Origin of the sequence: Bradyrhizobium sp. STM 3561 (assembly GCF_045571455.1) — a bacterium.
Taxonomy (GTDB): Bacteria; Pseudomonadota; Alphaproteobacteria; order Rhizobiales; family Xanthobacteraceae; genus Bradyrhizobium; species Bradyrhizobium vignae.
This window is the reverse complement of the sequence record NZ_CP120695.1, coordinates 3,727,057-3,753,703: the sequence shown is the minus strand read 5'-3', so window position 1 is coordinate 3,753,703 and position 26,647 is coordinate 3,727,057. Positions and strand designations below refer to the sequence as shown.

Sequence of the window (26,647 nt, the reverse complement as noted above, 5' to 3'; positions counted from 1 at the left end):
CGGTTTTCCGGAAAGATCATGCGTAAACAACAAGCTAAAGCGCGATGACGATTCATCCAAATCTCATCGCGCTTTAGGCAAGCGCATAGCTACGAAAACGAAAAGCGGCGGGATGTGAGGTCCCGCCGCTCCAGCTTGCGGCTGCTACTTCGCGCCGTCAGACGGAGTCTGCGTATCCGGGGCGGGCTTGCTCGGCGCAGCACCCGTGGTCACGCCCGGCTCGGTGTTGCTCCGCGGCGTCACGTCACGCATGCCGGGAGGGGCGGCCGGATTGGCGGACGGCGCCTGCTGCGCAGTCTGCGTTGACGGGGTATTGCCCGCCTGGTTGTTGGTGGTGGTGTTGTTCAAGCCGTAGAACACGGCGCCCAGCACCAGGGCGACCGCCACCGCAAACAGCGCGATCTTGCCGCTGGAGGCAGGGCCTTCGCCGAGCTCGGGATCGGCCTGCAGGTCGGCATCCCGGCGCACCGCGCGAGAATACTCATCGTCGGCGAGGTTCGGGCGGTACGGATCGTTGGGAAAACGGTCGTCAGCCATCGATTGGTTCTCCTCGGGTTATGACTTCGGGACAACCCTCAGCTGCGAGCTTCTGTTCCGCGCCACCCAATGCTTTCGTCGTATGTTGCTCTACTCTCGGGAATCGGGAACCTGTTCCGTCGGGAATCCCGCGCGTGAGTTCCATTGCGAGGAGGGGAACAGGGCGATGTGGAGCCTGCCGCCGACCGATACCGTGCTGCATTTCCTGTTGCTGGTTGCGGTGGCCGCACAGGGCATGACGGCTGCGCTCGCTGCCGGGCGTCGCAGCATGGATTGGTTAGGCGTCTGCTTCCTCGGCTGCATCACCGCGCTTGGCGGCGGCACGCTGCGCGATCTCTTCCTCGGACATTATCCGCTGGCCTGGGTCGCCAACCCCATTTATCTCGCGCTCGCCGGCGGCGCCGCCTTCGTCACCATTCTGATCGCGCGTCTCGTGCACCGGCTGAAGGTCGCCTTCATCGTGCTCGACGCGATCGGTCTCGTGATCTTCACCATGGCGGGCTGCGACGTTGCCTGGCAGATGGATGCGACGCTGCCCATCGTCATCGTCTCCGGCATGGTGACGGGCTGCGCCGGCGGCGTGCTCCGCGACGTGCTCTGCAACGACGTGCCGCTGCTGTTTCGCTCCGAGCTCTACGCCAGCGTCTCGGTGGTGACGGGGCTGTTCTATGCGACCGCGTTCGGCCTGCAGCTCAACGCGGAGCTCTGGACCATCCTGACCTTCGTCCTCGGCATCAGCTTCCGCCTGCTCGCGGTGCGCTACAAATGGGAGATGCCGAAGTTCGTGTTCACGGACAACGAGGAGCGGTAGCTCCATCCATGTCGTCGGGGCGGCAGCGGCGAGCTACTCCTCCTTCCTTGCCTTCGCTACCTGCGACGGCGTCACCAGCGGCGCGGCATTGCCCCAGGAATTGCGGATGTAGTTCGCCACCGCGGCGATCTCGCCGTTGGACAGATTGGCATAGCCCGGCATCTCGCCGGTGTTCGGCGCACGCGGCGTCGTCACGGTGTGGGCGCCGTCGAGGATGATGCGCAGGGTCGAGGACGGATTGATCGATTGCAGCAGCGCATTGCCCGGCAGCGGCGGATAGATTCGCGGGCTGCCCGTGCCGTCGGCCTCGTGGCAGGCGATGCAGAGCTTTGCGTAGACCGCCTGGCCGGCCTTCATCTCGGCTTCGTCCGGCGGCGTCACGATCGTCTCGCGTCGCGCCGGCGGCAGGCTTTTCAGATACAGCGCGATCGCACGAATATCGGCATCGCTCATCTTCGCCGTGGAATTGACGATCACCTCGGCCATCGGGCCGCCGGCATGGCTTTTCGCGTTGCGTCCGCTTTGCAGATACTCCGCGATATCAGCTTCGCTCCAGGATTTCAGCCCGGTGCGCGCAGCGCCATCGAGCCTTGGCGCGTACCAGCCGCCGACCTCGTTGCCCGAGAGCGCCTGGGCCTGCTTGTCGGCGCCAAAATAGTTCTTCGGCGTATGGCATGCGCCGCAATGGCCGAGACCGGTGACGAGATAGCCGCCTCTGTTCCACGCCGCGCTCTGGCTCTGATCCGGCTCGAACAGACCGGGCTTGAAATAAATGGCGTTCCAGATCCGCATCAGGCCGCGGTAGCCGAACGGCCAGCGCAGCTCCGGTGGCTTGTTGCCGCTCGCCACCGGTGCGAGCGTGCCGAGATAGGCGCGGACCGCCAGCGTGTCGTCCTTGGTCATCCGCGTGAAGTAAGGGTAGGGGAAGGCCGGATAATAGTTCGATCCATCCGGCGCGATGCCATAGCGCATGGCGCGGGTGAAGTCGGCATCCGTCCAGGCGCCGATCCCGGCATCGCGGTCCGGCGTCAGGTTCGGCGCATAGATCGCGCCGAAGGGGGTGTCGATGCGCTTGCCGCCCGCGAAGGGCCTTGCCGGATCAGCGGTGTGGCAGCCCGCGCAGCCGCCGGCCTCGACCAGCGCCTTGCCATAGGCGATCAGCTCTGGCGACGGCTCGGCGGCACGGGCCGCGCTTCCAATCGCACTGCACAACGCCAAAACCGCAAGAGCCAAGCCAGCCAGAATCGTCCGCATCGAAAGCCTCTCCTGCGACCAATCGACCCCACCTGCGTGAAAGGAGCATCAATTCATTTCGCGACGGCGGGGGTATGGTGACACAAATTGAAAATGCTCAGCGTGTTTCAGGCCACGAAATTGCGATTTTTACCCGAGGCTCCCTTTGGTCCAGATTTGTGATGCGGATCGTGAAATATCCGACATAGAGTGGCGGAAGTGGTCGGCGCGCCCTAGCTAAAAACAACGGGGATGCAACGGCTTAAGCGACGCTAAGTGACAAAGACCTGAACAGGGCGGTTAAAGAGGACAGCATGGGCATCAACCAGGGTCCGATCAGTCTCGATCAAAAATACACCCAGCAGACCGGACACGTCTTCACCACGGGCATCCAGGCCCTGGTGCGCCTGCCGATGGCCCAGATCCGGCGCGATCGCGCCAATGGCCTCAACACCGCCGGCTTCATCTCCGGCTATCGCGGCTCGCCGCTCGGCGGCTACGACCAGCAACTCTTCGCCGCCCGCAAGCATCTCGAGCAGTACAATATCAAGTTCCAGCCAGGCGTGAACGAGGACCTCGCCGCAACCGCCGTCTGGGGCTCGCAGCAGCTCAACCTCTCGCCGGGCGCCAAGTATGACGGTGTGGTCGGCATCTGGTACGGCAAGGGTCCTGGCGTCGACCGCTGCGGCGACGTGTTCCGCCACGGCAATGCCGCGGGCTCGGCCAAGAACGGCGGCGTGCTCTGCCTTGCCGGCGACGACCACGGCGCGAAATCCTCCACCGTCCCGCATCAGTCCGACCATGCCTTCATCTCGGCACTGATGCCCTATCTCTATCCGTCGAGCATCCACGAGATGATCGAGATGGGCCTGCTCGGCATCGCGATGTCGCGCTATTCCGGCTGCTGGGTCGGCATGAAGGTGATTACGGAGACGGTGGAGACCACCGCCGAGATCGACCTCACCGACGAGATGAAGCCCTTCATCATCCCCACCGATTTCGAGTTGCCGCCCGGTGGCCTCAATCTGCGCTGGCCCGACGACCGCTTCGAGCAGGACCGCCGCCTGCAGGACTACAAGGGCTTTGCCGCGATCGCCTTTGCCCGCGCCAACAAGGTCAACCGCGTCACCATGGACTCGCCGAACGCGCGTTTCGGCATCATGGCATCCGGCAAGAGCTACGAGGACGTGCGGCAGGCGCTGCGCGAGCTCGGGATCACCGAGGAGGTCGCCGCCAAAATCGGCCTTCGCCTCTACAAGATCGGCATGCCCTGGCCGCTGGAGCCGGAAGGCGTGCGCCAGTTCGCGGTCGGGCTCGAGGAGATCTTCATCGTCGAGGAACGCCGCGAGATCGTCGAGAACCAGGTCAAGCAGGAGCTGTTCAACTGGCGCGACGACGTTCGCCCGCGCATCGTCGGCAAGATGGACGAGCACGACAAGCGTTTCCTGACCTTCGCCGCCGAGCTCAGCGTCGCCTCGCTCGCGACCTCGCTCACCGAGCGACTGCTCCGGCTTAATCTCAATCCCGAGATCGCGGAGATGCTCCGCGCCAAGGCCGACTGGTTCAACGGCCGTCAGGCCACGCAAATGCAGGCGGTCGCACCCGTCTCCCGGACCCCGTATTTCTGCTCCGGCTGCCCCCACAATACATCGACGAAAGTTCCCGAAGGCAGCCGCGCGCTCGCCGGCATCGGCTGCCATTTCATGGCGCTGTGGATGGACCGCTCGACGGAGACGTTCACCCATATGGGCGGGGAGGGCGTGCCCTGGGTCGGCATCGCACCCTTCACCAACGAGAATCACATTTTCGCTAATCTTGGTGACGGCACCTATTTCCATTCGGGCATTCTCGCCATCCGCCAGGCGATCGCCTCCAAGGCCAACATCACCTACAAGATCCTCTACAACGACGCTGTGGCCATGACCGGCGGCCAGCGCCACGACGGCGATCTCTCGCCGCAGCAGATCACCCAGCAGCTCTATGCCGAAGGCATCCGCGAGCTCTATCTGGTCTCCGAAAACCCGGACGCTTATCCGGCCGATACCATCGCGCCCGGCGTCAAGAAGTATCACCGCGACGAGCTCGACAACGTCATGAAGATGTGCCGCGAGTTCAAGGGCACCTCCGCGATCGTGTTCGTGCAGACCTGTGCCGCCGAGAAGCGCCGTCGCCGCAAACGCGGGCTGATGGAGGACCCGGCGCGGCGCGTCATGATCAATCCGGCCGTCTGCGAAGGCTGCGGCGACTGTTCGGTGCAGTCGAACTGCATCTCGGTCGAGCCGCTGGAGACCGAGTTCGGCCGCAAGCGCGCCATCAACCAGTCATCCTGCAACAAGGACTATTCCTGCCTGAAAGGATTCTGTCCGTCTTTCGTCACCATCGATGGCGGCGCGCCGCGCCACCGCGCGCCCGCCGAACTCGTTGAGATCGGCGAGCTGCCCGAGCCGACATCGCGCCCGACACTCGACAAGCCCTATAACATCGCGGTCGGCGGTGTCGGCGGCACCGGCGTGCTCACCATCGGCGCGCTGCTCGGCATGGCCGCGCATATCGAGGGCAAGGCCTCGATGATCCTGGACATGTCGGGCCTCGCGCAAAAGGGCGGGGCGGTGCTCAGCCATGTCCGCCTGTCGGATCATCCGGCGGAAGTCACCTGCTCGCGCATCGTCACCGGCACCGCCGATCTCGTGCTCGCGGCCGACGAGGTGGTGGCGGTCGCCAAGGACACCATCACGCTCTGCGACACCAGCCGCACCCGCGGCATCATCAACAGCCACGTCATCCCCACCGCCGATTTCATCCTCAATCGCGATTTCAACTTCCAGACCCGCAAGCTCAATGCGGTGCTGGAGACGGCGCTGCACAAGGATTCCGTCTTCTTCGACTTCACCAAGCCGGCCGAGCAGCTGCTCGGTGATGCCATCGCCACTAACATGATGATGATGGGCTATGCCTATCAGAAGGGTCTCTTGCCGCTCTCTGCGGAAGCGATCGAGCAGGCGATCGAGGTCAACGGCGTCTCGATCAAGATGAACAAGGAAGCCTTCCGCCTCGGCCGCCTCGCGGTTGCCGATCCCAAGCGTCTTGCCGACATACTGAAGGGAACGGACGAGGTGGCTGCGCCGAAGACGCTGGATGCCATGACGCTGGACGAGGTGATCGAGCATCGCGCCAAGCATCTCACCGCCTACCAGAATACCCGTCTCGCCAAGCGCTATCGCAAGCTGGTCGGTCAGGTCCGCGACGCCGCCGCGAAGGGCGGTTACGGCGATGCGCTGCCGCGTGCGGTCGCGGTGAACTACGCCAAGCTGCTGGCCTACAAGGACGAATACGAGGTCGCGCGCCTCTTCACCGACGGCGCCTTCGAGCAGCAGCTCCGCGACCAGTTCGAGGGCGATTTCAAGTTCAGCTTCAACCTGGCGCCGCCGATCCTGGCGTCCGGCGTCGACGCGCTCGGCCGCCCGAAGAAGCGCGCCTTCGGCCCATGGATGCTGAACGTCTTCCGCGTGCTGGCAAGGTTCAAATTCCTGCGCGGCACGCCGTTCGACATTTTCGGCCGCAGCGCCGACCGCAAGCTCGAGCGCGATCTGATCGCCGGCTACGAGAAGGACGTCGCCACTGTGCTCGGCCTGTTGTCGCCGGTCACGATCGATACCGCGGTCGAACTGCTCTCATTGCCCGACCGCATCCGCGGCTACGGCCCGGTGAAGGAGAAGGCGGTGAACGACGCCAAGGCCCGCTACGCCCAGCTCGCCGCCGATCTCGCAAACCCGCCGCCGGCGCCTCGGCAGATCGCGGCGGAGTAGGAAGGTCTCGCAGGGTGGGCAAAGGCGCAAGCGCCGTGCCCGCCACCTGCCATTGATCACGAAGAAGACGTGGGCACGCTTCCGTTTTGCCCACCCTGCGACACCATGCCTTGTGCTGCCCGCCGGGCAAAACACCCATACCGTAGGTCAATCGTAACCGCAAAAATATTCCACTTTACCGAAATTCGGAATTGTCGTAACCCTCGCTCACCTCATCCCGGTCAGAGGGGCGTATCGCGATCGTCACGAAACGCGGGGTGAGCGGCGGTGGACGTGGACTGCGTCACGCGAGCAATTGTCTCGCGGCACGACGGGCGCGGTCTCGCGTACGGCAAAATCGTGTGGTCCTGACGCCCGGGGTCTGTGCGTCAAGTCTTGCGATCGCTCGCAAGGCGACGGGGGCAATAGTGCATCGCTCCCCGGGGAGCAACTGTGTTGAAGTAGCCCGGCGATCGGCCGGCCTCAAGGCTGGCGCTGGCGCGCCACCGCCTCCGGCGGCTTCCGGCCTTGACCCCGTCCGCTCGCCGGTCTTCAGGGCGTGCAAGCGCTCGGCGGAAGCCGAGCGGAGTTGCTCACTTCGTACCGGCCGGCGTCCCATTTCTCGCCGCGTGCGATCATGACGTTCAGGATCACGATGAGCTTGCGCATGCAGGCGGTGAGCGCAACCTTCGGCTCCTTGCCTTTGGCGATCAGGCGATCGTAAAAGGCCTTGAGCACGGGGTTATGCCGGGTCGCGGCTCCCATGGACGCCATGTAGAAGACGTTGCGGACCTTGCGGCGTCCGCCCTGGATATGACGGACGCCCCGACGTTTGCCGCTGTCGTCGTCGTATAAGGCGCAGCACCCAGCAGGGCCGCGGCCACTTTGTTGCCTATCTGGCCGAGTTCCGGCATCGCCCCGATCAGTCCGGCGGATGTGCCCCCGGCAAGACCTGGTACGCTCTCGATGATCTCGGCGAGTTCGGCAAAACGCGGTGTGGTCTTGATCAGGGCTGCGATCGCTGCTTCCAGCTTGGCAATTTCGGCGGCGAGCCGCTTCAGCAGGCGATTTTGCATCTTCTGCACGACGTCAGGAGTGGAATGCTCCGTCCTGTTTCGCAAGCTCGTCTGCACGTCAATCAGAGCCTGGCGCGCACTCACGATCTGCGCCAGCTTCTCGCGTGCCGCATCGTAGGCTTGCCCCCTTGCCTCAATGAAGGTCTCGGCGAACCAGGCAATCATCTCCGCATCGATCGGATCGTTCTTGGCGAGCTGTCCAGCCGATTTGGCGAAGTTGCGCACCCGCTTTGGATCCACCACCAAGCCTTCGATACCATCCTGGCGTAGCACCTTGGCCCACTCCCGCTCATAACCACCGGAAGCCTCCATGGCGGCTTTGCCGACCTTGTGCTTGCGAAGCCAGCGGATCAGCGCTCGCCGACCTTCTGGGCTGCTCGCGAACGTCTGCCGTTGTGACAATGAGCGAATGCACACATCCACCTTGTCCTTGGCCACGTCGATGCCAGCGACAAGGACGTCGTTTTGTGCCATCATCTACTCCCTTCCTTGCTCGGTTCGGGCTCGAAGCCCATGCAACTGTTCGGGTTGAGGAAGACCACCGGATCTGTCCCTCGCTCCCCGACAGGCTCAAGGCCTTTGAGCACGAACGGGCTCAGATCCAGCGACGGGCGGTTTTGCGAGAACCGCCCGTTCGCACATTCTGGCAGATTTTCTGGACACAAGAGCATGACATAAGCCGTAAAGCCACTGCGCAGGGAAGGCCGGATGTTTGGCTTCACCTGTATGCCGCTGTGCATCTGTTCTTCGCGCATTCGCGCACAGCGGACCGTGGGTGCCCGGCCGGCACCCGGTCTTCCCCATAGGCGTTAAGTTTGTTCTTGAGTGTTGGAATCACACGTGATTCCAAGGCGGGATGGCAGACGAATCGCTTCTGAACGAGGACTGGACGAGAGTGGTTACGCAGCTCGGCGGGGCTGCGCAGCTTGAAATAAGTGCGCGCCAGACGAAGGCTTTCGTGCGGCGGCGCCAAATTCCAGATGCGGTGGCGTTACTTCGGCTGATGCTGGCCTATTGTCTGGGTGAAAGAGGGTTGAGATCGACAGCCGCGTGGGCCGCTTCTGTTGGCCTTGCCGACCTCAGCAGCGTGGCGTTGTTCTATCGCCTGCGTCAATGTGGCGATTGGTTTGCAGTGCTGGTGGAGGGCTTGCTCGCTGCGGCAGCCCCGAAAGCGAGCCGAGGCCGCCTGATCCGCATTATCGATGCGACGACAGTGCCTCAGGCAGGACCGGCTGCGCGCAGGAACAGTGAGCTTTGGCGCGTTCATAGTGCATTCGATCTGCCATATGAGCGCTTTGGTCACTTCGAGCTGACAGATCAGCAAGAAGGCGAAACGTTTGACCGGATACCGGTGGTCAAGAACGAGATCCGCATTGCTGACCGCGCTTATCTACAACCTGACCGCATCGCCGCTGTGCGCGACGCCGGGGCAGACGTTTTGATCCGAGCGGGCTGGAAGAACGCACGTTGGCTTGATGCCAAAGGCCTTGCGTTCGATCTGATGGCCCAATTGCGTGCGGCGAAGGCGCACGGACTGATCGATCGGAGGATTTGGATCAAACGCAAGGACGGTGCGCCTCTGGCTATGCGTCTGGTCGCAGTCAAGAAGCCCGCCGGTGCAGTCGCGGCTTCGCGCCGTAAAGCCCGGCGCGACGCACAAGACGAAAACCGCGTCATCTCCAAAGAAACTCTGGAAGCCGCGGATTGGGTCATTCTGGTCACGTCGCTCGCGCGGGACGAGTTCTCCACCAAGGATGTACTCGCGCTCTATCGACTGCGATGGCGCATCGAACTTGGCTTCAAGCGACTGAAGAGTCTGATTGGTCTCAAGACGCCACCTGGAACCGATCCGCGCTCCGCCAAGCCCTACTTGCTGGCACACCTCTTGATCATCCTGCTGCTCGAGCCGCTTGCCCGCGACTTCGAGGACTCTCCCCGCTGGACGCAGGCCGCCTGACGGCACCTGGCGCTTGGCGTGTTTTGCAACAACTCGTTGCATCCTTGCTACAAGCGATCATTCCACAACCAACCATCCGTTGCTTTCGCCGCAGAAAGCGAGCGCTTGGGCGGCACCTGCGCGAGCCTCCTCGAAAACGTCCGTATCAATCGATGCTCGCGCTACCTTAACGCCTATGCGGTCTTCCCTGCGCCCTCTGTTTGGAGGGGGAGCAAGACGGGAGCAAAACTCGGGCGACGTGAGCCGCGAGGCTGCGGGCGTGTGTCTGCGATTGAGCTGTGAGGGGAAAGAGCGATCCGCGAACTCCGTCATGGCGAGCGCAGCGAAGCAATCCAGAATCCTTCCGCGGAGGGACTCTGGATTGCTTCGTCGCCACCGCAAAATTGCTTCGCAATTTGTCGCGGGCTCCTCGCAATGACGACGCGGCACGCAGGTTCGCCTCCCATCCGGGGCCCGGATTTCGGATGTGCCCCAGTTGCGCCGACCCGCTGCCCTCTCGCGCGACGGAATATTTCCACGCTTGCCAATCAGGCCACCGCGGTTCAGAAAAAAGAGCCAAGAAGAAACGCGAGCGGAGACTCTGTTTTGACCATCAAGGGCAAAGCCTACATTGCCGGGATCTACGAACACCCGACCCGGCATGCGCCGGACAAATCCACCGCCCAGCTCCACGCCGAGGTCGCCAAGGGAGCGATCGAGGATGCCGGGATAAGCAAGGACGATGTCGACGGCTATTTCTGCGCGGGCGATGCGCCCGGCGGCGCCTGGCCGATGGTCGATTATCTCGGCCTGAACACCAAGAAGCTCCGCCACGTCGATTCCACCGAGACCGGCGGCTGCTCCTACATCATCCATCTCGGCCATGCGGCGGAGGCGATCGCGGCGGGCAAGTGCTCGATCGCGCTGATCACGTTGGCCGGCAAGCCGCGCACCGGCGTGATGCCGCCGCGCGCCGCCGGAGCCGAGGTCGATTTCGAGTCTGCCTACGGCGCAACGACGCACAATGCTTACGGCATGTGTGCCATGCGTCATATGCACGACTATGGCACCACCTCGGAGCAGCTCGCCTGGATCAAGGTCGCAGCCTCGCATCACGCGCAATACAATCCGCATGCGATGCTCAAGGACGTCGTCAGGGTCGAGGACGTGCTGAACTCGCCAATGATCTCCGATCCCCTGCATCGCATGGATTGCTGCGTCGTTTCCGACGGCGGCGGTGCGCTGATCGTGACCACGCCGGAGATCGCGAAGAGCCTGAAGAAGCCGCTGGTCAGGTTGATCGGTCATGGCGAAGCCATGAAGGGCCCGCGCGGCGGCAAGGATCTCGATCTCACTTACTCCGCGGGCGTCTGGTCCGGCCCGCGTGCGTTCGAGGAAGCCGGGATCACGCCGAAGGACATCAAATACGCCTCGATCTACGACAGCTTCACCATCACGGTGCTGATGCAGCTCGAGGACCTCGGCTTCTGCAAGAAGGGCGAGGGCGGCAAGTTCGTCGCCGACGGGAACCTGATCTCGGGTGTCGGCAAGCTGCCGTTCAACACCGATGGCGGCGGCCTCTGCAGCAACCATCCGGTCAACCGCGGCGGCATGACCAAGATCCTCGAGGCTGTGCGGCAGCTGCGCGGCGAGGCGCATCCGAAGGTGCAGGTCAAGAACTGCGATCTCGCCATCGCCCACGGCACCGGCGGCCTTTTGGGCGTTCGCCATGCCGCCTCGACGGCCATTCTGGAGCGCGTGTGATGAGCGAAGTGAAAAAGTATCCGGCCCCCGTGACGAACCCCGAAACCGCCGCGTTCTGGGACGCGGCGAAAGAGGGCAAGTTCATGATCAAGCGCTGCACCGCCTGCGGCGAAGCGCATTACTTCCCGCGCTCGATCTGCCCGTTCTGCTACTCCGACAAGACGGTGTGGGAGCAGGCGTCCGGTGAGGGCACGATCTACACCTACAGCCTGATGCGGAAGTCGCCGACCGGGCCTTACGCCATCGGCTACGTCACGCTGAAGGAGGGGCCATCGGTGCAGACCAATTTCGTCGACTGCGATCTCGAGAAGCTCAAGATCGGCCAGAAGGTGAAGGTGGTGTTCAAGCCAACGGATGGCGCACCGCTGCCTTTCTTCACGGTGGCATAGGACGGTCCTCATCCTGAGGAGCTTGCGAAGCAAAGCGTCTCGAAGGATGGCCACGACAAAGAAGCGTTTCGGGCATCCTCATGGTTCGAGACGGCGCAAGAGCGCCTCCTCACCATGAGGATGAGAACCAGAGGAAACCAGAGAAAATGTCCGCCAGATACGAAGAACTCAAAGGCCTGAAAAACCTCGGCCAGAAATATGCCTACACCGACCGCGAGGTCATGCTCTATGCCTACGGCATCGGACTCGGCGCCGATCCCATGGACGAGAAGGAGCTCGCCTTCGTCAACGAGGGCACGCTGACGCCGCGGCCGCTGAAGGTGGTGCCGACGTTCGCCTCCGTCGCTGCCTGGGGTTCGGGCCCTGGCGAGATGAACCTCAACCGCGTCATGGTGGTGGACGGCGAGCGCGACATCACCTTCCACCAGCCGCTGCCGGTCGCCGCCAACATCACTGCCGACTCCTCCGTGCTCGAGGTCTACGACAAGGGCAAGGACAAGGGCGTCGTCATCAGCCATCAAACCGTGCTGAAGAACGAGAAGGGCGAGAAGCTCGCGACGCTCGTTGCTTCGCGTTTCGCGCGCGGCGACGGCGGCTTCGGTGGCCCGAACTTGACCCAGCCCGATCCGCACAGGATCCCGTCGCGCAGCCCGGACAAGACCATCGACATCACGACGCGTCCGGATCAGGCACTCGTCTATCGCCTCTGCGGCGACCGTAACCCGCTGCATTCAGATCCGGAGTTTGCGAAGAAGGCCGGCTTCCCGCGCCCGATCCTGCACGGCATGTGCACCTACGGCATCACCTGCCGCGGCGTGCTCCAGACCTATGCCGACTACGACCCTTCTGCCTTCCGCCAGCACGTCGCGCGGTTCTCTTCGCCGGTCTATCCCGGCGAGACCGTGACCATGGATCTCTGGAAAGACGGCAACGTGATCTCGTTCGAAGCCAAGGTGAAGTCGCGCAGCGTCACCGTGATCAAGAACGGCAAGACGGTGCTGGGTTAGCCGCTCTCGTGCCCCGGAAGCAGCGCAGCGCTCCTTGGCAGTGCGTGCAGAGCCGGGGCCCATAGGCTGCGACCAACAAACTGGGTCCCGGCTCTGCGACGCAGCGTTTCACGCTGCATCGCGTCCGGGACACGAAGAACAACAAACAGGGAGAAGCCACCATGGGACTACTCGACGGCAAGGTTGCGCTGATCACCGGCGCGGGCGGCGGGCTCGGTGAGGCCTACGCAAAACTGTTTGCGCGGGAAGGGGCCTCCATCGTCGTCAACGACCTCGGCGGGCCCCGCGACGGCTCCGGCGCCGACACCTCGATGGCCCAGAAGGTGGTGGACGCGATCAAGGCCGACGGCGGCAAGGCGGTTGCCAATGGCGCCGACATCTCCACCATGGAGGGCGGCCAGTCGGTGTTCGACGATGCCATCAAGCACTTTGGCCGCGCCGACATCCTGGTCAACAACGCCGGCATTTTGCGCGACCAGACCTTCGCAAAAGCCTCGGAGGCCGACTGGGACAAGGTCATCAAGGTCCACCTCAAGGGCACCTTTTGTTGCACCCTGCCGGTGTTTCGCTGGATGCGGGAAAATGGCGGCGGCGTCATCGTCAACACCTCCTCGACATCAGGGCTGATCGGCAATTTCGGCCAGACCAATTACGGCGCGGCCAAGGGTGGCATCTGGGGCCTGTCCAACGTGCTGGCGATCGAGGGCCGGAAGTACAACATCCGGATCTGGACGCTGGCCCCGGGCGCCCTGACCCGTATGACCGCAGACCTGCCCCGCTATAAGGAGAACCCCGGCGCGGCGCTGGGGCCGGACGGCATCGCGCCGGCCGTGCTATACATGGTCAGCGACTTGTCGGGCGACCAGACCGGCAAGGTGCTGGGCGTGTCCGGGCCGCGCGGCGTGCGTGAAATGCGGATGATGGAAATGGAAGGCTGGAAGCCGCCGCACTCGGGCTGGAAGGCCCAGGACATCGTCGATCATGCCAAGGAGATCTTCTTCTCCGAGGAGCAGATCAAGATGGGGGCGAGGCGGTTTTAGCTTTTCTGTCATTCCGGGGCGTGCGAAGCACGAACTAAGGTGCGCAATTGCGCACCAGGGTTCGGCTCTGCGAGCCGCCCCGGAATGACGACAGATGAAAGAGGCACTAGATGAAACTCACCGCCGATGCCAAGGGCACCTTCGCAATCGCGCCGACGCCGTTCCACGACGATGGCCGGATCGACGAGCGCTCGATCGACCGCCTGACCGACTTCTACGAGGAGGTCGGCTGCGACGGCGTCACGGTGCTCGGCATCATGGGTGAGGCCCCCAAGCTCGATGCCGCCGAGGCCGAGCAGGTGGCCGTGCGCTTCGTCAAGCGTGCCAAGAAGATGCAGGTGATCGTCGGCGTCTCCGCGCCGGGCTTTGCCACCATGCGCTCGCTGGCGAAGGCCTCGATGGATGCCGGCGCGGCCGGCGTGATGATCGCGCCGCCGCTCTCGCTTCGCACCGACGATCAGATCGTCGGCTATTTCAAGCAGGCGGCGGAAGCGATCGGCCCCGACGTGCCCTGGGTGCTCCAGGACTATCCGCTGACGCTCTCGGTGGTGTTCACGCCTGCCGTGATCCGCAAGATCGTCATGGACAATCCGAACTGCGTGATGCTCAAGCACGAGGACTGGCCGGGCCTGGAGAAGATCTCGGCGGTCCGCAATTTCCAGAAGGACGGCTCGCTTCGCCCGCTCTCGATCCTCTGCGGCAATGGCGGCCTGTTCCTGGATTTCGAGATGGAGCGCGGCGCCGACGGCGCCATGACTGGTTACGCCTTTCCCGAGCTTCTCATCGACGTCGTGCGCCTGTCGAAGCAAGGCAAGCGCGATACTGCGCACGATCTGTTCGACGCGCACCTGCCGCTGATCCGCTACGAACAGCAGCCCGGCGCCGGCCTTGCTGTGCGCAAATACGTGCTGCAGAAGCGCGGCGTCATCGCCTCCAGCGCCCAGCGCAAGCCCGGCGCGACCATCACGGCGGCGGCAAAGGCCGAGGTCGAGTACCTGCTGTCGCGCGTTGCCCGTGTCGACAAACGCGCCAATCTCGGCCCGCAATCCAGCGCCGCAGGTTAGTTGAATGGCCGAGACATCAACATCACGTCCGGCATCGACGATCCTCCTGCTGCGCGACGGCGCGGCACAGGAAATCGAGGTCTTCATGATGGTTCGCCATCATCAGATCGAGTTCAACTCGGGCGCGCTGGTGTTTCCCGGCGGCAGCGTCGATGCTGGCGACAAGGAGATCGTCGCCCGCTCCGACCTCTATTCGGGCGGCGAGGGATTGAGCGAAGCGGACCGCGGTTTTCGGATCGCCGCGATCCGCGAGACGTTTGAGGAAAGCGGCATCCTCTTGGCGCGGTCCAAGGACACGGGCACGCCAATCGATGCCAAGCGCGCCGGCGAGATCGCCGATGCGCACCGCGTTGCGCTCAACGAGCACAAGATCAGCTTCCTCAGCATCCTCGCGGACAATGGCCTCCAGCTCGCGCTCGACACGCTCGTGCCTTACGCGCACTGGATCACGCCGGAAGGCATGCCGAAGCGTTTCGACACCTGGTTCTTCCTGGCCGCCGCACCGCCGGACCAGCTCGGTGCCCACGACGGGCGCGAATCCACCGATTCGATCTGGGTCTCGCCGCGCGAGGCGGTGGCGGGTGGCGAGAGCGGCCGCTTCAAGCTGCCGTTTCCAACCACACGCAATTTGATCCGCCTCGCCAAGCAGCCGAACGTGAGCGCGGCGCTGGAGCACGCCCGCGGCCTGTCGATCGTCACGGTGATGCCGATCATGACCAAGACCGACACCGGCCGCCAGCTCCGGATCCCCCGCGAGGCCGGCTATGATGGCGAGGTGTTCGAGGTCGGCGCGGTCGGCTAAGACACTTCGACACGCAACGAACTATTGGTGCCTGCGAGGCCGCGCTGGTCGTCGAGCAACCCTGGATGCTGTCGCCTTCGCTGAGCTCAGTGCTGGCGCTGTCCGCGCTCGCGGTGTTCTCGACCGCAGCAGCGTTCGCGATCTACTTCCGCCTGATCCAGACCCTGGGCTCGGTCGGCACCACCGTGCAGGCTTACTTGCGGGTGCCCATCGGGGTCGCCATCAGCGTCGCCTTCCTCGGCGAGACCTTGAGCCGGACCGCCTGGACCGGCTCGGCCTGCGTCGTCGTGGGCGTCGCCGCCATGACCATCCCGGCCCGCAGGGCAGCCGGCGTCAAACTGTCGTAAGGCAGAGGCTGAAGAGGGCGGCGGCCCCGATATTAAGGATATTCCGCGTCCCGAGCCATGTTCCCCCCGGGCGGCAATACGTCGTATATTGGGTCTCCAGTAGCCCGGTCCTCAAACCACCAATGTCCGCCGAATTGACGCCGCTCCCTGAGAAAAGGCGAACATTCTCGCTCTCCATCGGTCAGCTCACCTTCGGCAGCTTTCTGTTGGTGCTGGCGGTGATCATCGTCACCTCGACCGCGAGCGTGATCGCGATCCGGCACATCGACACGACCTTCGCCGAGTTGCAGCGGCTGCAGAGCGTCGGCGACCTCGCCGAGGACATCGACCGCCGCATGAACGAGCTGCGGCTCGCCGCGCGCGATTTCGTCACAGATCCCGGCGCCGGCATCCAGTTCCAGCAGGTGGGCGAGGCGGCCTCGACGCTGAGTGACATCCTGAAGAAGACCCGCATCGAGCTCGCACCCGAGCAGCAGGACATGATCGACGGGGTCACCGAGCGGCTTGCGACCTATCGCAACGGCCTCGAGCGGATCTCGACGCTGATCGACCGCCGCGGCCAGCTGCTCGCCGGCCTGCCGCCGCTGCGCGACCGGTTCGACGCGGCGGTCGCAGCCACCGCGGACCGCGAGCTGGCCTCGCGCCTGTCAGAGGCGCAGAGCCGGATCGCGCTCGGATTGCTCGCGCGTAACCCGTCGGCGGCCGAGCAGGCCGCACAGGGCATGCGCGCGATGGATATCACCGATCCCAAGCTCAAGGTGGCGGTGAATGATTATGCCGAGGCGATCATGGCGGTCGCCGTCCGCGAGCGTCAGATCGCCGATATCGACCGCGAGGTGCTCGGCACCGAGGGCCGGCTGATCGGTCGCGTCACCGAATTGTTGCGCGAGGTCAGCGCCCGCCGCGGGCACGTGCTGTCGCGCGATTTTGCCCGCACGCTGACGGAGGCGCGATGGCAGAGCATCGTCCTCGGTACGGTCGGCGTGCTGATCGGCATCGGCGCTGCGTTGTTCGTTGTGCGCAGGACGGTGCGTCCGCTCGCCCAGATCGCGCGATCCATTCGCGCGCTTGCGGCCGGCCGGAAAGACACGTCAATTCCGTCCGCCGATCTCGAAAACGAGATCGGCGACATCGCACGGGCGGCCGAAGTGTTCCGCCGCGCGCTGGAGGAGGCCGACACGGCGCGCGAAGCGGCCGTGCGCGCGCTCACCGAGCAGCGTCTCGCCGAGGAGAGCTACCGAAAACTGTTCGAGGGCTCGGTCGACGGCATCTATGTGACGACGCCGGCCGGTGACCTCCTCAACGCCAATCCGGCCCTGGCGCGAATGATGGGCTATGACAGCCCGCAGCACCTTATCGACAGCATCAACGACATCGCCCACACGGTCTATGTCCATCCCGAGGCGCGCGCCGAATACCAGCGGCTGATGGCGCGCGACGGCATGGTCCGCGAATTCGAGTATCAGGTGCGCCAGCGCAGCGGCAACATCCTCTGGCTCTCCGACAGCGCCACGGGCGTGCGCGACGAGCAGGGCAACATCGTCCGCTACGAGGGTACGCTGCGCGACATCACCGACCAGAAACGCGCGGAAGACGCCATCGCCGAAGGCCGGCGCCTGCTCCAGCAGGTTATCGACACCGTGCCCGCGGTGATCAACGTCAAGGATCGCAATCTGCGCTACGTGCTGATGAACCGCTACATGGCGGGCATCTTCGGCATCGAGCCCGGTGACGCGCTCGGCCGGACCACAGCCGACCTGATGGCGCGCTATGGTGCGGCCAAGTCCGACGAGAACGACAAGAGGGTGCTCAAGCTGCGCAAAGGGCTCGGCTTCTACGAGGAGGAGTACCAGGATGCCTCCGGCAACATGCGGCAATGGCTGGTCAACAAGCTGCCGCTGCTCGATGCCGAGGGCGAGATCGAGCGGATCGTGACCGTTGCGCTCGACATCGGCGAGCGCAAACGCGGCGAGCAGGAGATGCGCAAGGCCAAGGAAGCCGCCGAAACCGCGCTGCGCAATCTGCGCGAGACGCAGGCCTCGCTGATCGAGGCGGAGAAGCTCGCCGCGCTTGGGCGGCTCGTCGCCGGTGTCGCCCACGAGGTCAACAATCCCGTCGGCATCAGCCTCACGGTCGCCTCCGCGCTGGAGCGCAAGACCGCGATATTCACTGCCGAAGTCGAGCGCGGCGAGCTTCGGCGCTCCACGCTCAACGACTTCCTCAACACCAGCCGCGATGCGTCCTCGCAGCTCGTCTCCAATCTCAACCGCGCCGCTGAGCTGATCCAGTCGTTCAAGCAGGTCGCCGCCGATCGCAATTATTCGGATCAGCGCACCTTCGATCTCGGCGACCTCACCGAGCAGGTGGTGATGAGCCTGCGGCCGGGCCTGCGCAAACACAATCTGACGCTCAATGTCGAGTGTCAGCCGGACCTGACCATGAACAGCTATCCCGGTCCGTACGGCCAGGTGCTGACCAATCTGTTCCTCAATTCGGTCGCGCACGCCTTCCCGGACGGTCGGCCGGGGACCATCGACATCCAGGTGCGCGAGTCCGGCAAGGACAATGTCGAGATCATCTTCTCTGACAATGGTTGCGGCATGTCGCTCGATGTCCGCCGCCGCGCCTTTGATCCGTTCTTCACGACACGGCGCGACCAGGGCGGCACCGGCCTCGGCCTGCACATCGTCTACAGCATCGTCACCAATCGGCTCGGCGGGCGACTCGATCTCGTTTCCGAACCGGGCGGCGGCACCCGTATCCAGATCATCCTGCCGCGCGTAGCGCCGCTCGAACAGGCGGCGGAATAATCAGTCGACGTCGGCGAGCTTGTGCAGCGTCGCGCCGAAAATCAGGCTGGCCTTGCCGACCAGCGCCGTGCCCGTCATCTCCGCGCGCGTATCCGTATGGGTGCCGCTGACGCCGATGCCGACCGGAGCAGGGCCGCCGAACAGCGGATTGTCGTCGCCCCGAGGCGACGTGTGCCGTTGCACCAGCATCTCGCCTTTGAAGGTGTTGTTGTCCTTCACCGTGTAGCTGCCGGTGTAATAGAGGTAGGCATCGCCGCCAAGAATCTTGCCGTCCCGGAAGAGAATCACGCCGCTGCCCTTGCCGACTCGACCATCGAGCAAGGTCACGTGAATTGAATAGAGGCCGTTCTTCATAACGTCCCGTAGGCCGGCCGCCATCGCCCAACGGCGTCACCGGTCCGCTTTTTATGCCAAAGCCGATCCCCTCGCGCAACGCGGCAGTTTGCCGGTCGGTTGCGAGAGCCTGCAGCGCGAGCCGTAGTTGTCCCGGCTTGTGCGTGAGGTCGTCATGGCCCTCTGATGGTGAGGCGAGGGCCGCCGTTACGAATCAGAGTTGGCCCGCGAAATGCATAACCATTGTTGCACTGGCCGCGGGGTGCTGGAGCAAGACGAACGTGACCAACTGGATCGATTCCGGCGGCGATGAGCCGCGTCTGTACAGTGCGCTTCCCACGAATTGCAGGAGCGAGCAACGGCGGATTGGCGGTGCGATACGCCGACGAAACTTGACGAGGCTGACGTCCACCTTGGCCTTGATTGCGCTCGCGGCCCCGTTTGGGCACGCGCGCGACCGTGGGCAGTTCGTCAACACCAATGCCGAATTGAAGGCATGGTTCGACAGTCTGCGCAGCGGCAAGGGACCTTGCTGCTCCGATGCCGACGGCTCGGCGCTCCAGGACTCCGACTGGGACAGCAAGAATGGACACTATCGCGTCCGCATCCCGCGCTATGGCTACGCGCTCGATGGTCAGCAGCAGGAGCTCGTCTGGGTCGACGTGCCCGAAGAGGCCGTGATCTCCGAGCCGAACCGGGTGGGGCGCACCATGGTCTGGCCGATCTACGGCTACATGGGCGTCACCATCCGCTGCTTTATGCCCGGTAGCATGACTTAGCCGCCGGGGGCTCACGTCGCCCCGGTGGCATGCCTGAGACGGCCCACGCCGCGTCACGTCAGGTGTATTTCTTGTCGCGCTCGAGCAGCTCGATGGAGATGCCTTCGGGGCCACGGATGAAGCAGATGCGCACGCCCGGCCGGATGGTCGTCGGCTCGCGTGTGAATGTGACGCCCCTGGCCTTGATCTCGGCGGCGACGGCGTCGATGTCCTTCACCGTCAGACCAAAATGGTCGAGACCGTGATGCGGATGTGGAGGTGGCGGGTTGACGGCATTATCGCCGTCCAGCGACGCCAAGAAGATCCTGGCGCCGCCGAGGTTCACCTCGAGCCGGCCTGGCGCGCGCACGATTTCACCACCGAGGATATCCCGGAGCCAGGCCGCCGTGGTCTCCGGATCGGGGCTGCGCAGATGGACGTGATCCCAAGTAACGGCGAATGGCATTTCGTATTCTCCCAGCCGGGTCGTTCGATGTTGCGGCGTATGTTAGTGGCCACGGCCGATGGTCGCTATGGCCTTGCCGACTCGCATGAAGCGCGGGAACCTTAATTCGTCCGCCGGATTAAGGTAAGCAGTGACCGGGTCCGTCGTTGATGGCGTTCGGCCGCGATCGGTGATGCAACCATGAGTGCCAGGCTCGACCGGATCGGATTGGGGCGCTTCGCGAGGGCCGGCGAACGACTGGCGCGAGCCGTAACGATCGCGAGCGTCTCGTTCGGCCGTAGCCTTCTGTGGCTGCTGGCGGCAATTATCGTCGGCTGCGGCATCTGGATGCTGCTGCCTCTTTCCAAAGGCAACAGTGCCGAGCCGGCGAGGCCGGAACTGGCGGCTGTTGAGACCGCTCCCGCAGGCGATACGTCCGCAGTGGCGTCGCCGGCGTCCGAAGCTCAGGTACCGGTCGCAGCAGAACTCGGTCGTCTCAGGATTTCATCGCAGACTTGGCGCCGCGGCGGCCTTGGCTCCAAAGTCCTGGTGACGTTCACGCTGCGAAACGACAATGACTATGCCGTAAAAGATATCGAGGTCGTCTGCGCCTTTACGCGGCGGGACGGCAGTCATCTTACCGACCGGAGCCGCGTGCTGGTGGATCCGGTCAGCATGAAGAGCCGCAAGACATTTGTGCATATCCCCATCGGCTTCGTTAACGTGAATGCCGATCAAGCGAAATGTTCGCTGGTTGCAGCACGTCGCGCTTAACTGCGGCGTGTTCCGGTAGCGGAAAAGTTACCCTCGTGGTCCTTGGCCGAAAAACCATGCATCGCCATTTGAACCGAACGGCTGGGGCCAGGAACCAATTGAAGGATCGCCTGTTGAGGCGGAGAGAGCCCACGCGGGGATGCGGGGGGCGGAGCGCGGCCGATGCCCATCTTTAGGTATTTCATTTTTGTCGGTGGAGCCTTGCTCGCACTGCTGTTCATGGCGGATTTCGTTTTCCCGGCGGCGCCCGTAGCGCAAGCCGTCGCGACCGCAAGCAACGAGCAGCCTCTGATCCGAATCCGGTCCGACCGTCATCTGCCTGAGCGCGTCGTGCTCGACACCAGCCAGCCGACGATTGCCGCACCCGCGGCAAGGACCGCCGCTGTTGCGGCTGCGCCCCAGCCGCCGGTACAGGAGGGTCTGTCGCCGGCGTTGGCCGAGATGTCGGCCAAGACGCGGGTTTCTCAGGCTCAAGCTTCTCCGGTGCACGCTCAGCCCAGGCGCAAGATCGTCAGGGCGCGTCCGGCGCCGCAGCCCGGTCGTCCCATGATGCTGGTCGCTCAGCAACCGCATTTCGGCCTCTTCAACACCACCTGGTGACGGCGTCGTCGACCCACCTCGATGGAGGCGGGAAGGGCTTTTTATTGGCCGGCCACTCTGCTAATTCGAACCGATCCGAACGCCGTCCGGTGCGCTGGTTCGTCGCCAGCGCCGGTCGGACGAATCTCGGTGGCCCGTTGCCGGGCCAGGGCGCTCGTAGCTCAGCTGGATAGAGCATCGGATTTCGATTCCGAGGGTCGGAGGTTCGAATCCTTCCGAGCGCGCCAACTATCATCCTGAAGATTAAGCACTTTTGGCGACCTCGCTGTTTTCATTCTGAACGCCGTCAGATGCGGCATTCTGAATAGCTGTCGCCGTTTCGTTCGCGATCCGATGAGCGTAGCGCTTCCGGGTGGCCGAGAGCATGCGCTTGGCCGTCCGCTTGGCGTACCCCTCATAGGCCTTCTGGGTCTTGTGGGTGGACAGGGCGCGGCCCTGGCCGTCCGTCAGCTCCGCCTCTTCGAGTTCGGTCATCCCGCCATGCCGACAGGCGTCCAAGGTGAAGTGCGCCGGGACGCCTTCGATCTTGCCGCGAAGCCGCACCACGACATGGTTGAGGGAACTGTAGATCCAAGGCTTCGCCAGGCCGTCCCCGAGGTCGCGCAGGATCATGGGCACGCCCAGCCGGGGCAGCTTCGCCAGCACGTCCTCAGCCTCCGCGTAGAACCGCACGGGGCCGTCGGGGCCGGCTTCCTCCAGCGGGTGAGGGGCGACCGTGCCGGTCTTGTGGTGCTCGACCATGATGATCGATGGCGCGCCCGGCGCCCGGTAGTCCGACCACTTCATATGCCCGGCGACCACGTTCTCCGGCCGCTGGAGCCATTCGAAGCAGATAACTGCCGTGGCGGCCGCTTCTGGGTAGCCGGCATCAATCGCGCCCCAGGCGAAGGCGTAGACCTCATCTCTGGTGACGGCCTGCTTCTTGGCCTTGGCCCTCACCTCAAGCGTCACACCAAGCCACGGATTCGGCACCTTGGCGTCGAACTCGTGCGGGAATAGCCGGTGAACGACGCGCCAGGCCTTGCGGCACAGTCCGATCATCTTCTCAGCCGTGCGCTGCCGCTTCTGCCCCTCCGGCAGCTTCTTGCCCTTGCTGGCGAGGAAATAGCCGTAGAGCTTGTCTGCGGCGCGCGGGGTGATGGTCTTGACCAGCCGATCGCCAACCCTGTCGCCCTTCTTGGTGACGACGTTGCAGATCTGGTCCATCGCCCATTCGTAGTCCGAACGCGACCTAACGGCGACCTTCTTCAGGTACGCGTCGCTGATCTTGTATTCCCGGAACAGCCAGTCGACCGTGCCGTATTTCGGCATCATCGGAGCGCCAGAGACCGGCAGCCCTTTGCGCGCCTGGTCCCACTCATCGAACTGACCGTTCAGAGTCTTGGCCCGCTCCTGCATCTTCGCGAAGTCGGCGCCGAGCGGTTCGTTCTGGACCGGGCACTTCAGCGCCCGGTACTTCGTCGGCACATTGTAATAATAGGCCGTCGCGCCGCTCGCGAGGCGCTTAGGAATGACGTGCCGCGGAAGCTCCACGCTCACAAATCCTCTGCGAGGTCGCCGTGCGCGCTGTCCGGCGCTATCGCCCGATCCAGATCGTCGATCAGCCATAGTCGCCTACGCCCTTCTGCTATGCGCGGCAAAGGATAATCCTTTCCGACGCGCTTCAGGAAGTCCCCGACCGTCTTCTCCCCCACGTATCCAGCGGCCAGGTCCGCCGACATGCGGCGCGGCCAAGATCCAGCTGGGATTGATGCAGGACGCCTACCGCCAGACTGATGTGCTGAAGGATTCGTCATGCGCATCCCCGGCCTAATGCCGCTAAGCGATCAGCCAATTCATTGCCTGGTTCGCCGCAATGGCCGCGTTGCCAGACCCACTTCAAGGAGCCTCTTTGGGCGAGTGCATCCAGCTTGCGCCATCGATCGGCGTTCGGAATGTCACCTCCATCGCGCTTGAAATCGCGCTGGCGCCAGCCGTGCCGCCATTTGAGCATGCCATTGACCAAATACTGCGAGTCCGCAACCACGGTCGCGGGGCATCCGTATGGAAGCGCCTCCAGAGCCAGGATTGCGGCCGCCAATTCGGCTGCGTTATTCGTGCCGCGCCAGCCGCCGCCGAACAGCTCGACCCGGATTCCCTCGGCAAGGATGACGGCGCCCATGCCGACTGTGCCAGGATTTGTCGGCGCGCAGCCCCCATCGCACCAGATCCTGGCCTCAGCCACGCGTGCAAGCGCCTCGCGCGCTTTCACAGCGTCGGACGTGCGAAGTTTCGGCTTTCCGGCGAATGCGCCAGTGGCCATCAAAAACGGTTTGATGGCGGTTTTGGCGGGCTGCTTCGGCCGCGCCGGCTTTGCCGGTTTCGCTGCGGAGGGCTGCACGCCATGTCGGATGATCTTCGAGGCATCACGCGCAAACGGATCGCGGTCGAGGCGGGCATACCAGGGTTCATAAATTGGACGCCGCTTATTCCAGTTGAGCCCGCTCATGCCGCCACCTCCGCAGGCTCATGGTTCACAGGGCAGTGAATGGCCTCCGGATTCCGGACCTGACTATAAACACTCTCCCTTCCCAGCCTTGGACCATCTGAGAGGATGGCCTCCGAATTACAGAGGCCATATCGGATCGATGACGCTCCCCAGGTGAACCTTGCCGCGCGGCACCGCGTAGGAGGCTCGACCAGCACGATCCAGCCTCCCTCGAGGGCGCGGCGTCTCGCTTCTCTCAATTGGTGTTTCGACCAACCCAAGACCTCGGCCAGGGCATCGGCAACCATAAGCGAGCGTCCAGACGCGTCGTGGTCGCGGAGCCAGCAAAGCAGCGTGTAGAGGAACGGATCTGCGGCGAGATTTGAAGGCGGGAAGACTGCGCGATCGAAGTCGTGATGGCGACCGCCTACCCAATTCCGTCCTTGCTGCGTGTAGCTCCATGCTGAAAGTGCTGTCTTTCTCACCTCGTCCGCCGACATCGGAGCCGCATGCGACTGCTCGCACTGTGCTGCGAATGTCTCGGCGACGTCATGGAGAGCCTCAAAGTCGTCGCAGGCTCTAGCCTGCTGCATACAGTGGCGGAAAAGCGCATCATTTCGCTGACCAATAGGGATCACTGGGTCGCGTACATCGCTCTGCGCGACGAAGTTTTGCAACCGCGGCAAACGATCGAGATCATCAAGCGTGCCGGCGATGATCTGATAGTCCGATTTGGCCCCTTGGCTCGGTGGCGCCACCACAAAGCCACTTCCGAGAACATCGATCGGACGAGCCGGATCGGGGCGAATATGGCGACGCTCACCGTTGTGGCGAAACCAGGCCTGGTAGTTGCCCGATCCGGAACGAACGATAAGCGGCGACTTGCCATGCCGAGCCATTGCATCGGCAAGCACCCGTTCGTCATTGGAGTCGCAATCAAGGACCGTGATTTTGGTCCTTGATCCAAGGGCAAAACCGAACGCATTCGCATCCGGAAAGCGCTTGGCCAAGCGATCGCTGTATGGCCGGCCGGCGCTCAAGTAGTTCTTGGCCATTGGCTTCTTCAGGGCGCCGTCAATGCGAACCGGAAAGGTGGGAAGCCCATGACGAGCATAGATCGGTTGCCACTCGGCAAAGCGGGTCATGTGGCGCCTCCGTCAAGGGAGGCGTCTGGGGTAAGGCAGGGGTTAACCCCACTCTTGTCCGCTGTGGAGGTTGGTCCGACCAACAAATCCGTGGCGATCCAAGCGGCAGCGAAATGCGTGGACGCCCGATTGCGTCGTCGCTCACCGCTAGGCTTGATCAGGCCGGCGTTTCGGAGCTCGGAAATTCGCGGGCGAGCGGAAAGAGGACTAACCCCGAACCTCTCTGCGCATTCATCCGCCGTCCACGCTCGCGGATGTGTCTCGAAAAAGAACTTGGCGAATCTTCCGCGCAAATCAGCCGCAAGCGGTGCAATTCTATTTGCAGACTCCTCGGAAGTGCCGCCGCGTTCTTTCGCGCCTGGCTTATCGGGATACGGCCCGCACGCGAGATTCCAGATATCTCGCACCAACTGTTCCGGATCCACCCGCTTCATCGCTCTGGGCCTCCGAACGAGGGAATACCGGCCAATTCCGTGAGTCGATCGATGAATTGAGAAATTAGATCTTTGTGTACGCAGATAACTTGGTCGTCATCAGGCCGGCACTTTTGCCGAAGGATGAGATCGCTACCATCGTTGAAATAGGCTACAATCTCGTCCTGAGGAGGCAAGAGCGTTAGTTCTGCCTTTTGTTCGTTCATATCCCCGTCTGGCGCCAGATGAACGCTCATTGCCTCATCTCCCGTTCACCGAGACCGGCGAGATGGGCGATCACCTCCGCCGTGTGCGGATGGTGCCCAAACCGGCGAGAGATGAAGCGGCCTGCGCGCGACAGCGTCGGAGCGTGCATCACAGCCACGCGCCAATCGGCGGGAGGCACGATCGCAGACTTCTTTCGGTGGGTCGTTCGGCTCATGCGTCAACTCCTTGTTCGGAGAGGACGTTCATGGTGGCTGCGTCAAGGATCAGCTGTGCCAATGCAGATGCCCTGTGCAGGCCGATCTCAAATTTTACACCGGTCGGGGCAAGGCCCGTTCCAGTGATTTTGCAGCGTTCGATCCTGATAACGGGGCGCCGGCCCTGGCTCAGCACACGGGCCCGTAAGCATTCATGCGGGTTGAGTCGATAAATTTGCTCGGCGGTATTGTCACCCGCCCGGTGAATCGTTATTTCTGCGTTGCTCAAGTCTAATTCCATCTCTTTGCATGACCCGGCCGCGCCAACGGCCGGGTTTCTGTTGAAGGGATACTGAGTTAAGGTCGACAGAGTTACGCGGCGGCCGCCCTCGTCTCGAACCGCGGTAGGCCATGGGCCCACGCGGCGAGATCACTCGCTGTGATGAGAGTGCGTTTGCCCAGCTTTCGAGCGACAAGGCGATTGGCCTGAATCTCTTCCCGCAGCTTCGTGAGACCTACGCCAGTCAACTCGGCGACTTCTTGCACGCTGTAGGAAATGCGGTCCGACATGCAGCTATCCTCCGTCAAAAGCTGGGCGACCGTAAGCGGTCGCCAGCGAATGACGGCGATAGTGGACCAGGTCCTGAACTCGAGAAACGATTTGCCGGATTCGCCGGATTCGCCGGATT

Annotated in this window: 27 protein-coding genes, 1 tRNA gene and 1 pseudogene; 15 read left to right on the top strand and 14 right to left on the bottom strand. The window is 63.5% G+C overall.

Going from position 1 to position 26,647, the window contains the following annotated elements; genetic code table 11:
• Positions 1–144: 144 nt before the first annotated feature.
• Positions 145–537, bottom strand: a complete 393-nt coding sequence (locus tag P6U28_RS17785; RefSeq protein ID WP_122402731.1) for a hypothetical protein — start codon at positions 535–537, stop codon at positions 145–147.
• Between the two features lie 166 nt (positions 538–703).
• Here P6U28_RS17785 and P6U28_RS17780 point away from each other — a divergent pair, with 166 nt between their 5' ends.
• The gene (locus P6U28_RS17780) at positions 704–1,348 is read left to right on the top strand and encodes a trimeric intracellular cation channel family protein (protein WP_122402732.1); all 645 of its coding nucleotides are present in this window, start codon (positions 704–706) and stop codon (positions 1,346–1,348) included.
• Positions 1,349–1,381: 33 nt separating this feature from the next.
• On the opposite strand, the gene P6U28_RS17775 is transcribed toward P6U28_RS17780, so the two are convergent.
• Positions 1,382–2,602, bottom strand: a complete 1,221-nt coding sequence (locus tag P6U28_RS17775; protein ID WP_122402733.1) for a cytochrome c — start codon at positions 2,600–2,602, stop codon at positions 1,382–1,384.
• A 293-nt stretch (positions 2,603–2,895) separates the two neighbouring features.
• Between P6U28_RS17775 and P6U28_RS17770 the strand changes: the two genes are divergently transcribed.
• Positions 2,896–6,387 (top strand): indolepyruvate ferredoxin oxidoreductase family protein, encoded by a 3,492-nt coding sequence (locus P6U28_RS17770; protein ID WP_407122864.1) that lies wholly within the window; start codon positions 2,896–2,898, stop codon positions 6,385–6,387.
• A gap of 531 nt (positions 6,388–6,918) precedes the next feature.
• On the opposite strand, the gene P6U28_RS17765 is transcribed toward P6U28_RS17770, so the two are convergent.
• From P6U28_RS17765 to P6U28_RS17755, 3 genes are read right to left on the bottom strand one after another with little or no spacing between them, the layout of a single operon-like run.
• Positions 6,919–7,179, bottom strand: a complete 261-nt coding sequence (locus P6U28_RS17765; protein WP_407123081.1) for a hypothetical protein — start codon at positions 7,177–7,179, stop codon at positions 6,919–6,921.
• On the bottom strand, positions 7,077–7,919 hold the full coding sequence (locus tag P6U28_RS17760) for a transposase (protein WP_407122863.1): 843 nt from the start codon (positions 7,917–7,919) through the stop codon (positions 7,077–7,079). Before P6U28_RS17760 ends, P6U28_RS17765 begins: the two co-directional genes overlap by 103 nt.
• Positions 7,916–8,197, bottom strand: a complete 282-nt coding sequence (locus P6U28_RS17755) for a hypothetical protein (protein ID WP_407122861.1) — start codon at positions 8,195–8,197, stop codon at positions 7,916–7,918. Before P6U28_RS17755 ends, P6U28_RS17760 begins: the two co-directional genes overlap by 4 nt.
• A 101-nt stretch (positions 8,198–8,298) precedes the next feature.
• Between P6U28_RS17755 and P6U28_RS17750 the strand changes: the two genes are divergently transcribed.
• From P6U28_RS17750 to P6U28_RS17710, 9 genes and pseudogenes are all read left to right on the top strand, one after another.
• Positions 8,299–9,399: an IS4 family transposase gene (locus P6U28_RS17750; protein WP_122404748.1), complete on the top strand. Its 1,101-nt coding sequence runs from the start codon at positions 8,299–8,301 to the stop codon at positions 9,397–9,399.
• 585 nt (positions 9,400–9,984) lie between these two features.
• Complete coding sequence (locus tag P6U28_RS17745) at positions 9,985–11,142, top strand: thiolase domain-containing protein (protein ID WP_407122859.1); 1,158 nt, start codon at positions 9,985–9,987, stop codon at positions 11,140–11,142.
• Positions 11,142–11,531 carry a Zn-ribbon domain-containing OB-fold protein gene (locus P6U28_RS17740; RefSeq protein ID WP_122402740.1) on the top strand — a complete coding sequence of 130 codons (390 nt, stop codon included), beginning with the start codon at positions 11,142–11,144 and terminating at the stop codon, positions 11,529–11,531. Before P6U28_RS17745 ends, P6U28_RS17740 begins: the two co-directional genes overlap by 1 nt.
• Positions 11,532–11,677: 146 nt before the next feature.
• Positions 11,678–12,538 carry a MaoC family dehydratase gene (locus P6U28_RS17735; RefSeq protein WP_122402741.1) on the top strand — a complete coding sequence of 287 codons (861 nt, stop codon included), beginning with the start codon at positions 11,678–11,680 and terminating at the stop codon, positions 12,536–12,538.
• 161 nt (positions 12,539–12,699) lie between these two features.
• Complete coding sequence (locus P6U28_RS17730; RefSeq protein ID WP_122402742.1) at positions 12,700–13,578, top strand: SDR family oxidoreductase; 879 nt, start codon at positions 12,700–12,702, stop codon at positions 13,576–13,578.
• A 110-nt stretch (positions 13,579–13,688) separates the two neighbouring features.
• Positions 13,689–14,642 carry a dihydrodipicolinate synthase family protein gene (locus tag P6U28_RS17725; RefSeq protein WP_122402743.1) on the top strand — a complete coding sequence of 318 codons (954 nt, stop codon included), beginning with the start codon at positions 13,689–13,691 and terminating at the stop codon, positions 14,640–14,642.
• A 4-nt stretch (positions 14,643–14,646) separates the two neighbouring features.
• On the top strand, positions 14,647–15,444 hold the full coding sequence (locus P6U28_RS17720) for an NUDIX hydrolase (RefSeq protein WP_122402744.1): 798 nt from the start codon (positions 14,647–14,649) through the stop codon (positions 15,442–15,444).
• A 38-nt stretch (positions 15,445–15,482) separates the two neighbouring features.
• Positions 15,483–15,791: pseudogene (locus P6U28_RS17715) on the top strand (EamA family transporter); the annotation flags it as partial.
• A gap of 122 nt (positions 15,792–15,913) precedes the next feature.
• Positions 15,914–18,601 (top strand): PAS domain S-box protein, encoded by a 2,688-nt coding sequence (locus P6U28_RS17710; RefSeq protein ID WP_122402745.1) that lies wholly within the window; start codon positions 15,914–15,916, stop codon positions 18,599–18,601.
• Here the strand turns inward: P6U28_RS17710 and P6U28_RS17705 are convergent, their stop codons facing one another.
• Complete coding sequence (locus P6U28_RS17705) at positions 18,602–18,955, bottom strand: GrlR family regulatory protein (protein ID WP_162500233.1); 354 nt, start codon at positions 18,953–18,955, stop codon at positions 18,602–18,604.
• A 260-nt stretch (positions 18,956–19,215) separates the two neighbouring features.
• Between P6U28_RS17705 and P6U28_RS17700 the strand changes: the two genes are divergently transcribed.
• Positions 19,216–19,713: a hypothetical protein gene (locus P6U28_RS17700; RefSeq protein WP_122402747.1), complete on the top strand. Its 498-nt coding sequence runs from the start codon at positions 19,216–19,218 to the stop codon at positions 19,711–19,713.
• Positions 19,714–19,771: 58 nt separating this feature from the next.
• On the opposite strand, the gene P6U28_RS17695 is transcribed toward P6U28_RS17700, so the two are convergent.
• Complete coding sequence (locus tag P6U28_RS17695; RefSeq protein ID WP_407122858.1) at positions 19,772–20,158, bottom strand: VOC family protein; 387 nt, start codon at positions 20,156–20,158, stop codon at positions 19,772–19,774.
• 180 nt (positions 20,159–20,338) lie between these two features.
• Here P6U28_RS17695 and P6U28_RS17690 point away from each other — a divergent pair, with 180 nt between their 5' ends.
• The 3 genes from P6U28_RS17690 (at position 20,339) to P6U28_RS17680 (ending at position 21,738) form a co-directional block, all read left to right on the top strand.
• Positions 20,339–20,911, top strand: coding sequence for a hypothetical protein (locus P6U28_RS17690; RefSeq protein ID WP_122402749.1), 573 nt, complete (start codon positions 20,339–20,341; stop codon positions 20,909–20,911).
• A 162-nt stretch (positions 20,912–21,073) separates the two neighbouring features.
• Entirely contained in the window at positions 21,074–21,511 is a 438-nt protein-coding gene (locus tag P6U28_RS17685; RefSeq protein ID WP_129146377.1) for a hypothetical protein, read from the top strand.
• A gap of 150 nt (positions 21,512–21,661) precedes the next feature.
• Positions 21,662–21,738: transfer RNA gene (locus P6U28_RS17680), tRNA-Arg, on the top strand.
• Between the two features lie 16 nt (positions 21,739–21,754).
• Here P6U28_RS17680 and P6U28_RS17675 read toward each other — a convergent pair.
• The 7 genes from P6U28_RS17675 to P6U28_RS17645 all read right to left on the bottom strand — a co-directional run bounded on the left by P6U28_RS17675 (position 21,755) and on the right by P6U28_RS17645 (position 26,528).
• Positions 21,755–23,044 (bottom strand): hypothetical protein, encoded by a 1,290-nt coding sequence (locus P6U28_RS17675; protein WP_407122856.1) that lies wholly within the window; start codon positions 23,042–23,044, stop codon positions 21,755–21,757.
• A 259-nt stretch (positions 23,045–23,303) separates the two neighbouring features.
• On the bottom strand, positions 23,304–23,999 hold the full coding sequence (locus tag P6U28_RS17670; protein WP_407122855.1) for a ribonuclease H: 696 nt from the start codon (positions 23,997–23,999) through the stop codon (positions 23,304–23,306).
• Positions 23,996–25,123: a bifunctional DNA primase/polymerase gene (locus P6U28_RS17665; RefSeq protein ID WP_407122853.1), complete on the bottom strand. Its 1,128-nt coding sequence runs from the start codon at positions 25,121–25,123 to the stop codon at positions 23,996–23,998. The genes P6U28_RS17670 and P6U28_RS17665 overlap by 4 nt, the downstream gene beginning before the upstream one ends.
• Positions 25,124–25,553: 430 nt before the next feature.
• A complete protein-coding gene (locus P6U28_RS17660; protein WP_407122851.1) occupies positions 25,554–25,793 on the bottom strand; it encodes a hypothetical protein in 240 nt (79 codons plus the stop codon).
• Complete coding sequence (locus P6U28_RS17655; RefSeq protein WP_407122850.1) at positions 25,790–25,978, bottom strand: hypothetical protein; 189 nt, start codon at positions 25,976–25,978, stop codon at positions 25,790–25,792. The genes P6U28_RS17660 and P6U28_RS17655 overlap by 4 nt, the downstream gene beginning before the upstream one ends.
• Positions 25,975–26,247: a hypothetical protein gene (locus P6U28_RS17650; protein WP_407122848.1), complete on the bottom strand. Its 273-nt coding sequence runs from the start codon at positions 26,245–26,247 to the stop codon at positions 25,975–25,977. The genes P6U28_RS17655 and P6U28_RS17650 overlap by 4 nt, the downstream gene beginning before the upstream one ends.
• Positions 26,248–26,330: 83 nt before the next feature.
• The gene (locus tag P6U28_RS17645) at positions 26,331–26,528 is read right to left on the bottom strand and encodes a helix-turn-helix domain-containing protein (protein WP_407122847.1); all 198 of its coding nucleotides are present in this window, start codon (positions 26,526–26,528) and stop codon (positions 26,331–26,333) included.
• Positions 26,529–26,647 lie beyond the last annotated feature (119 nt).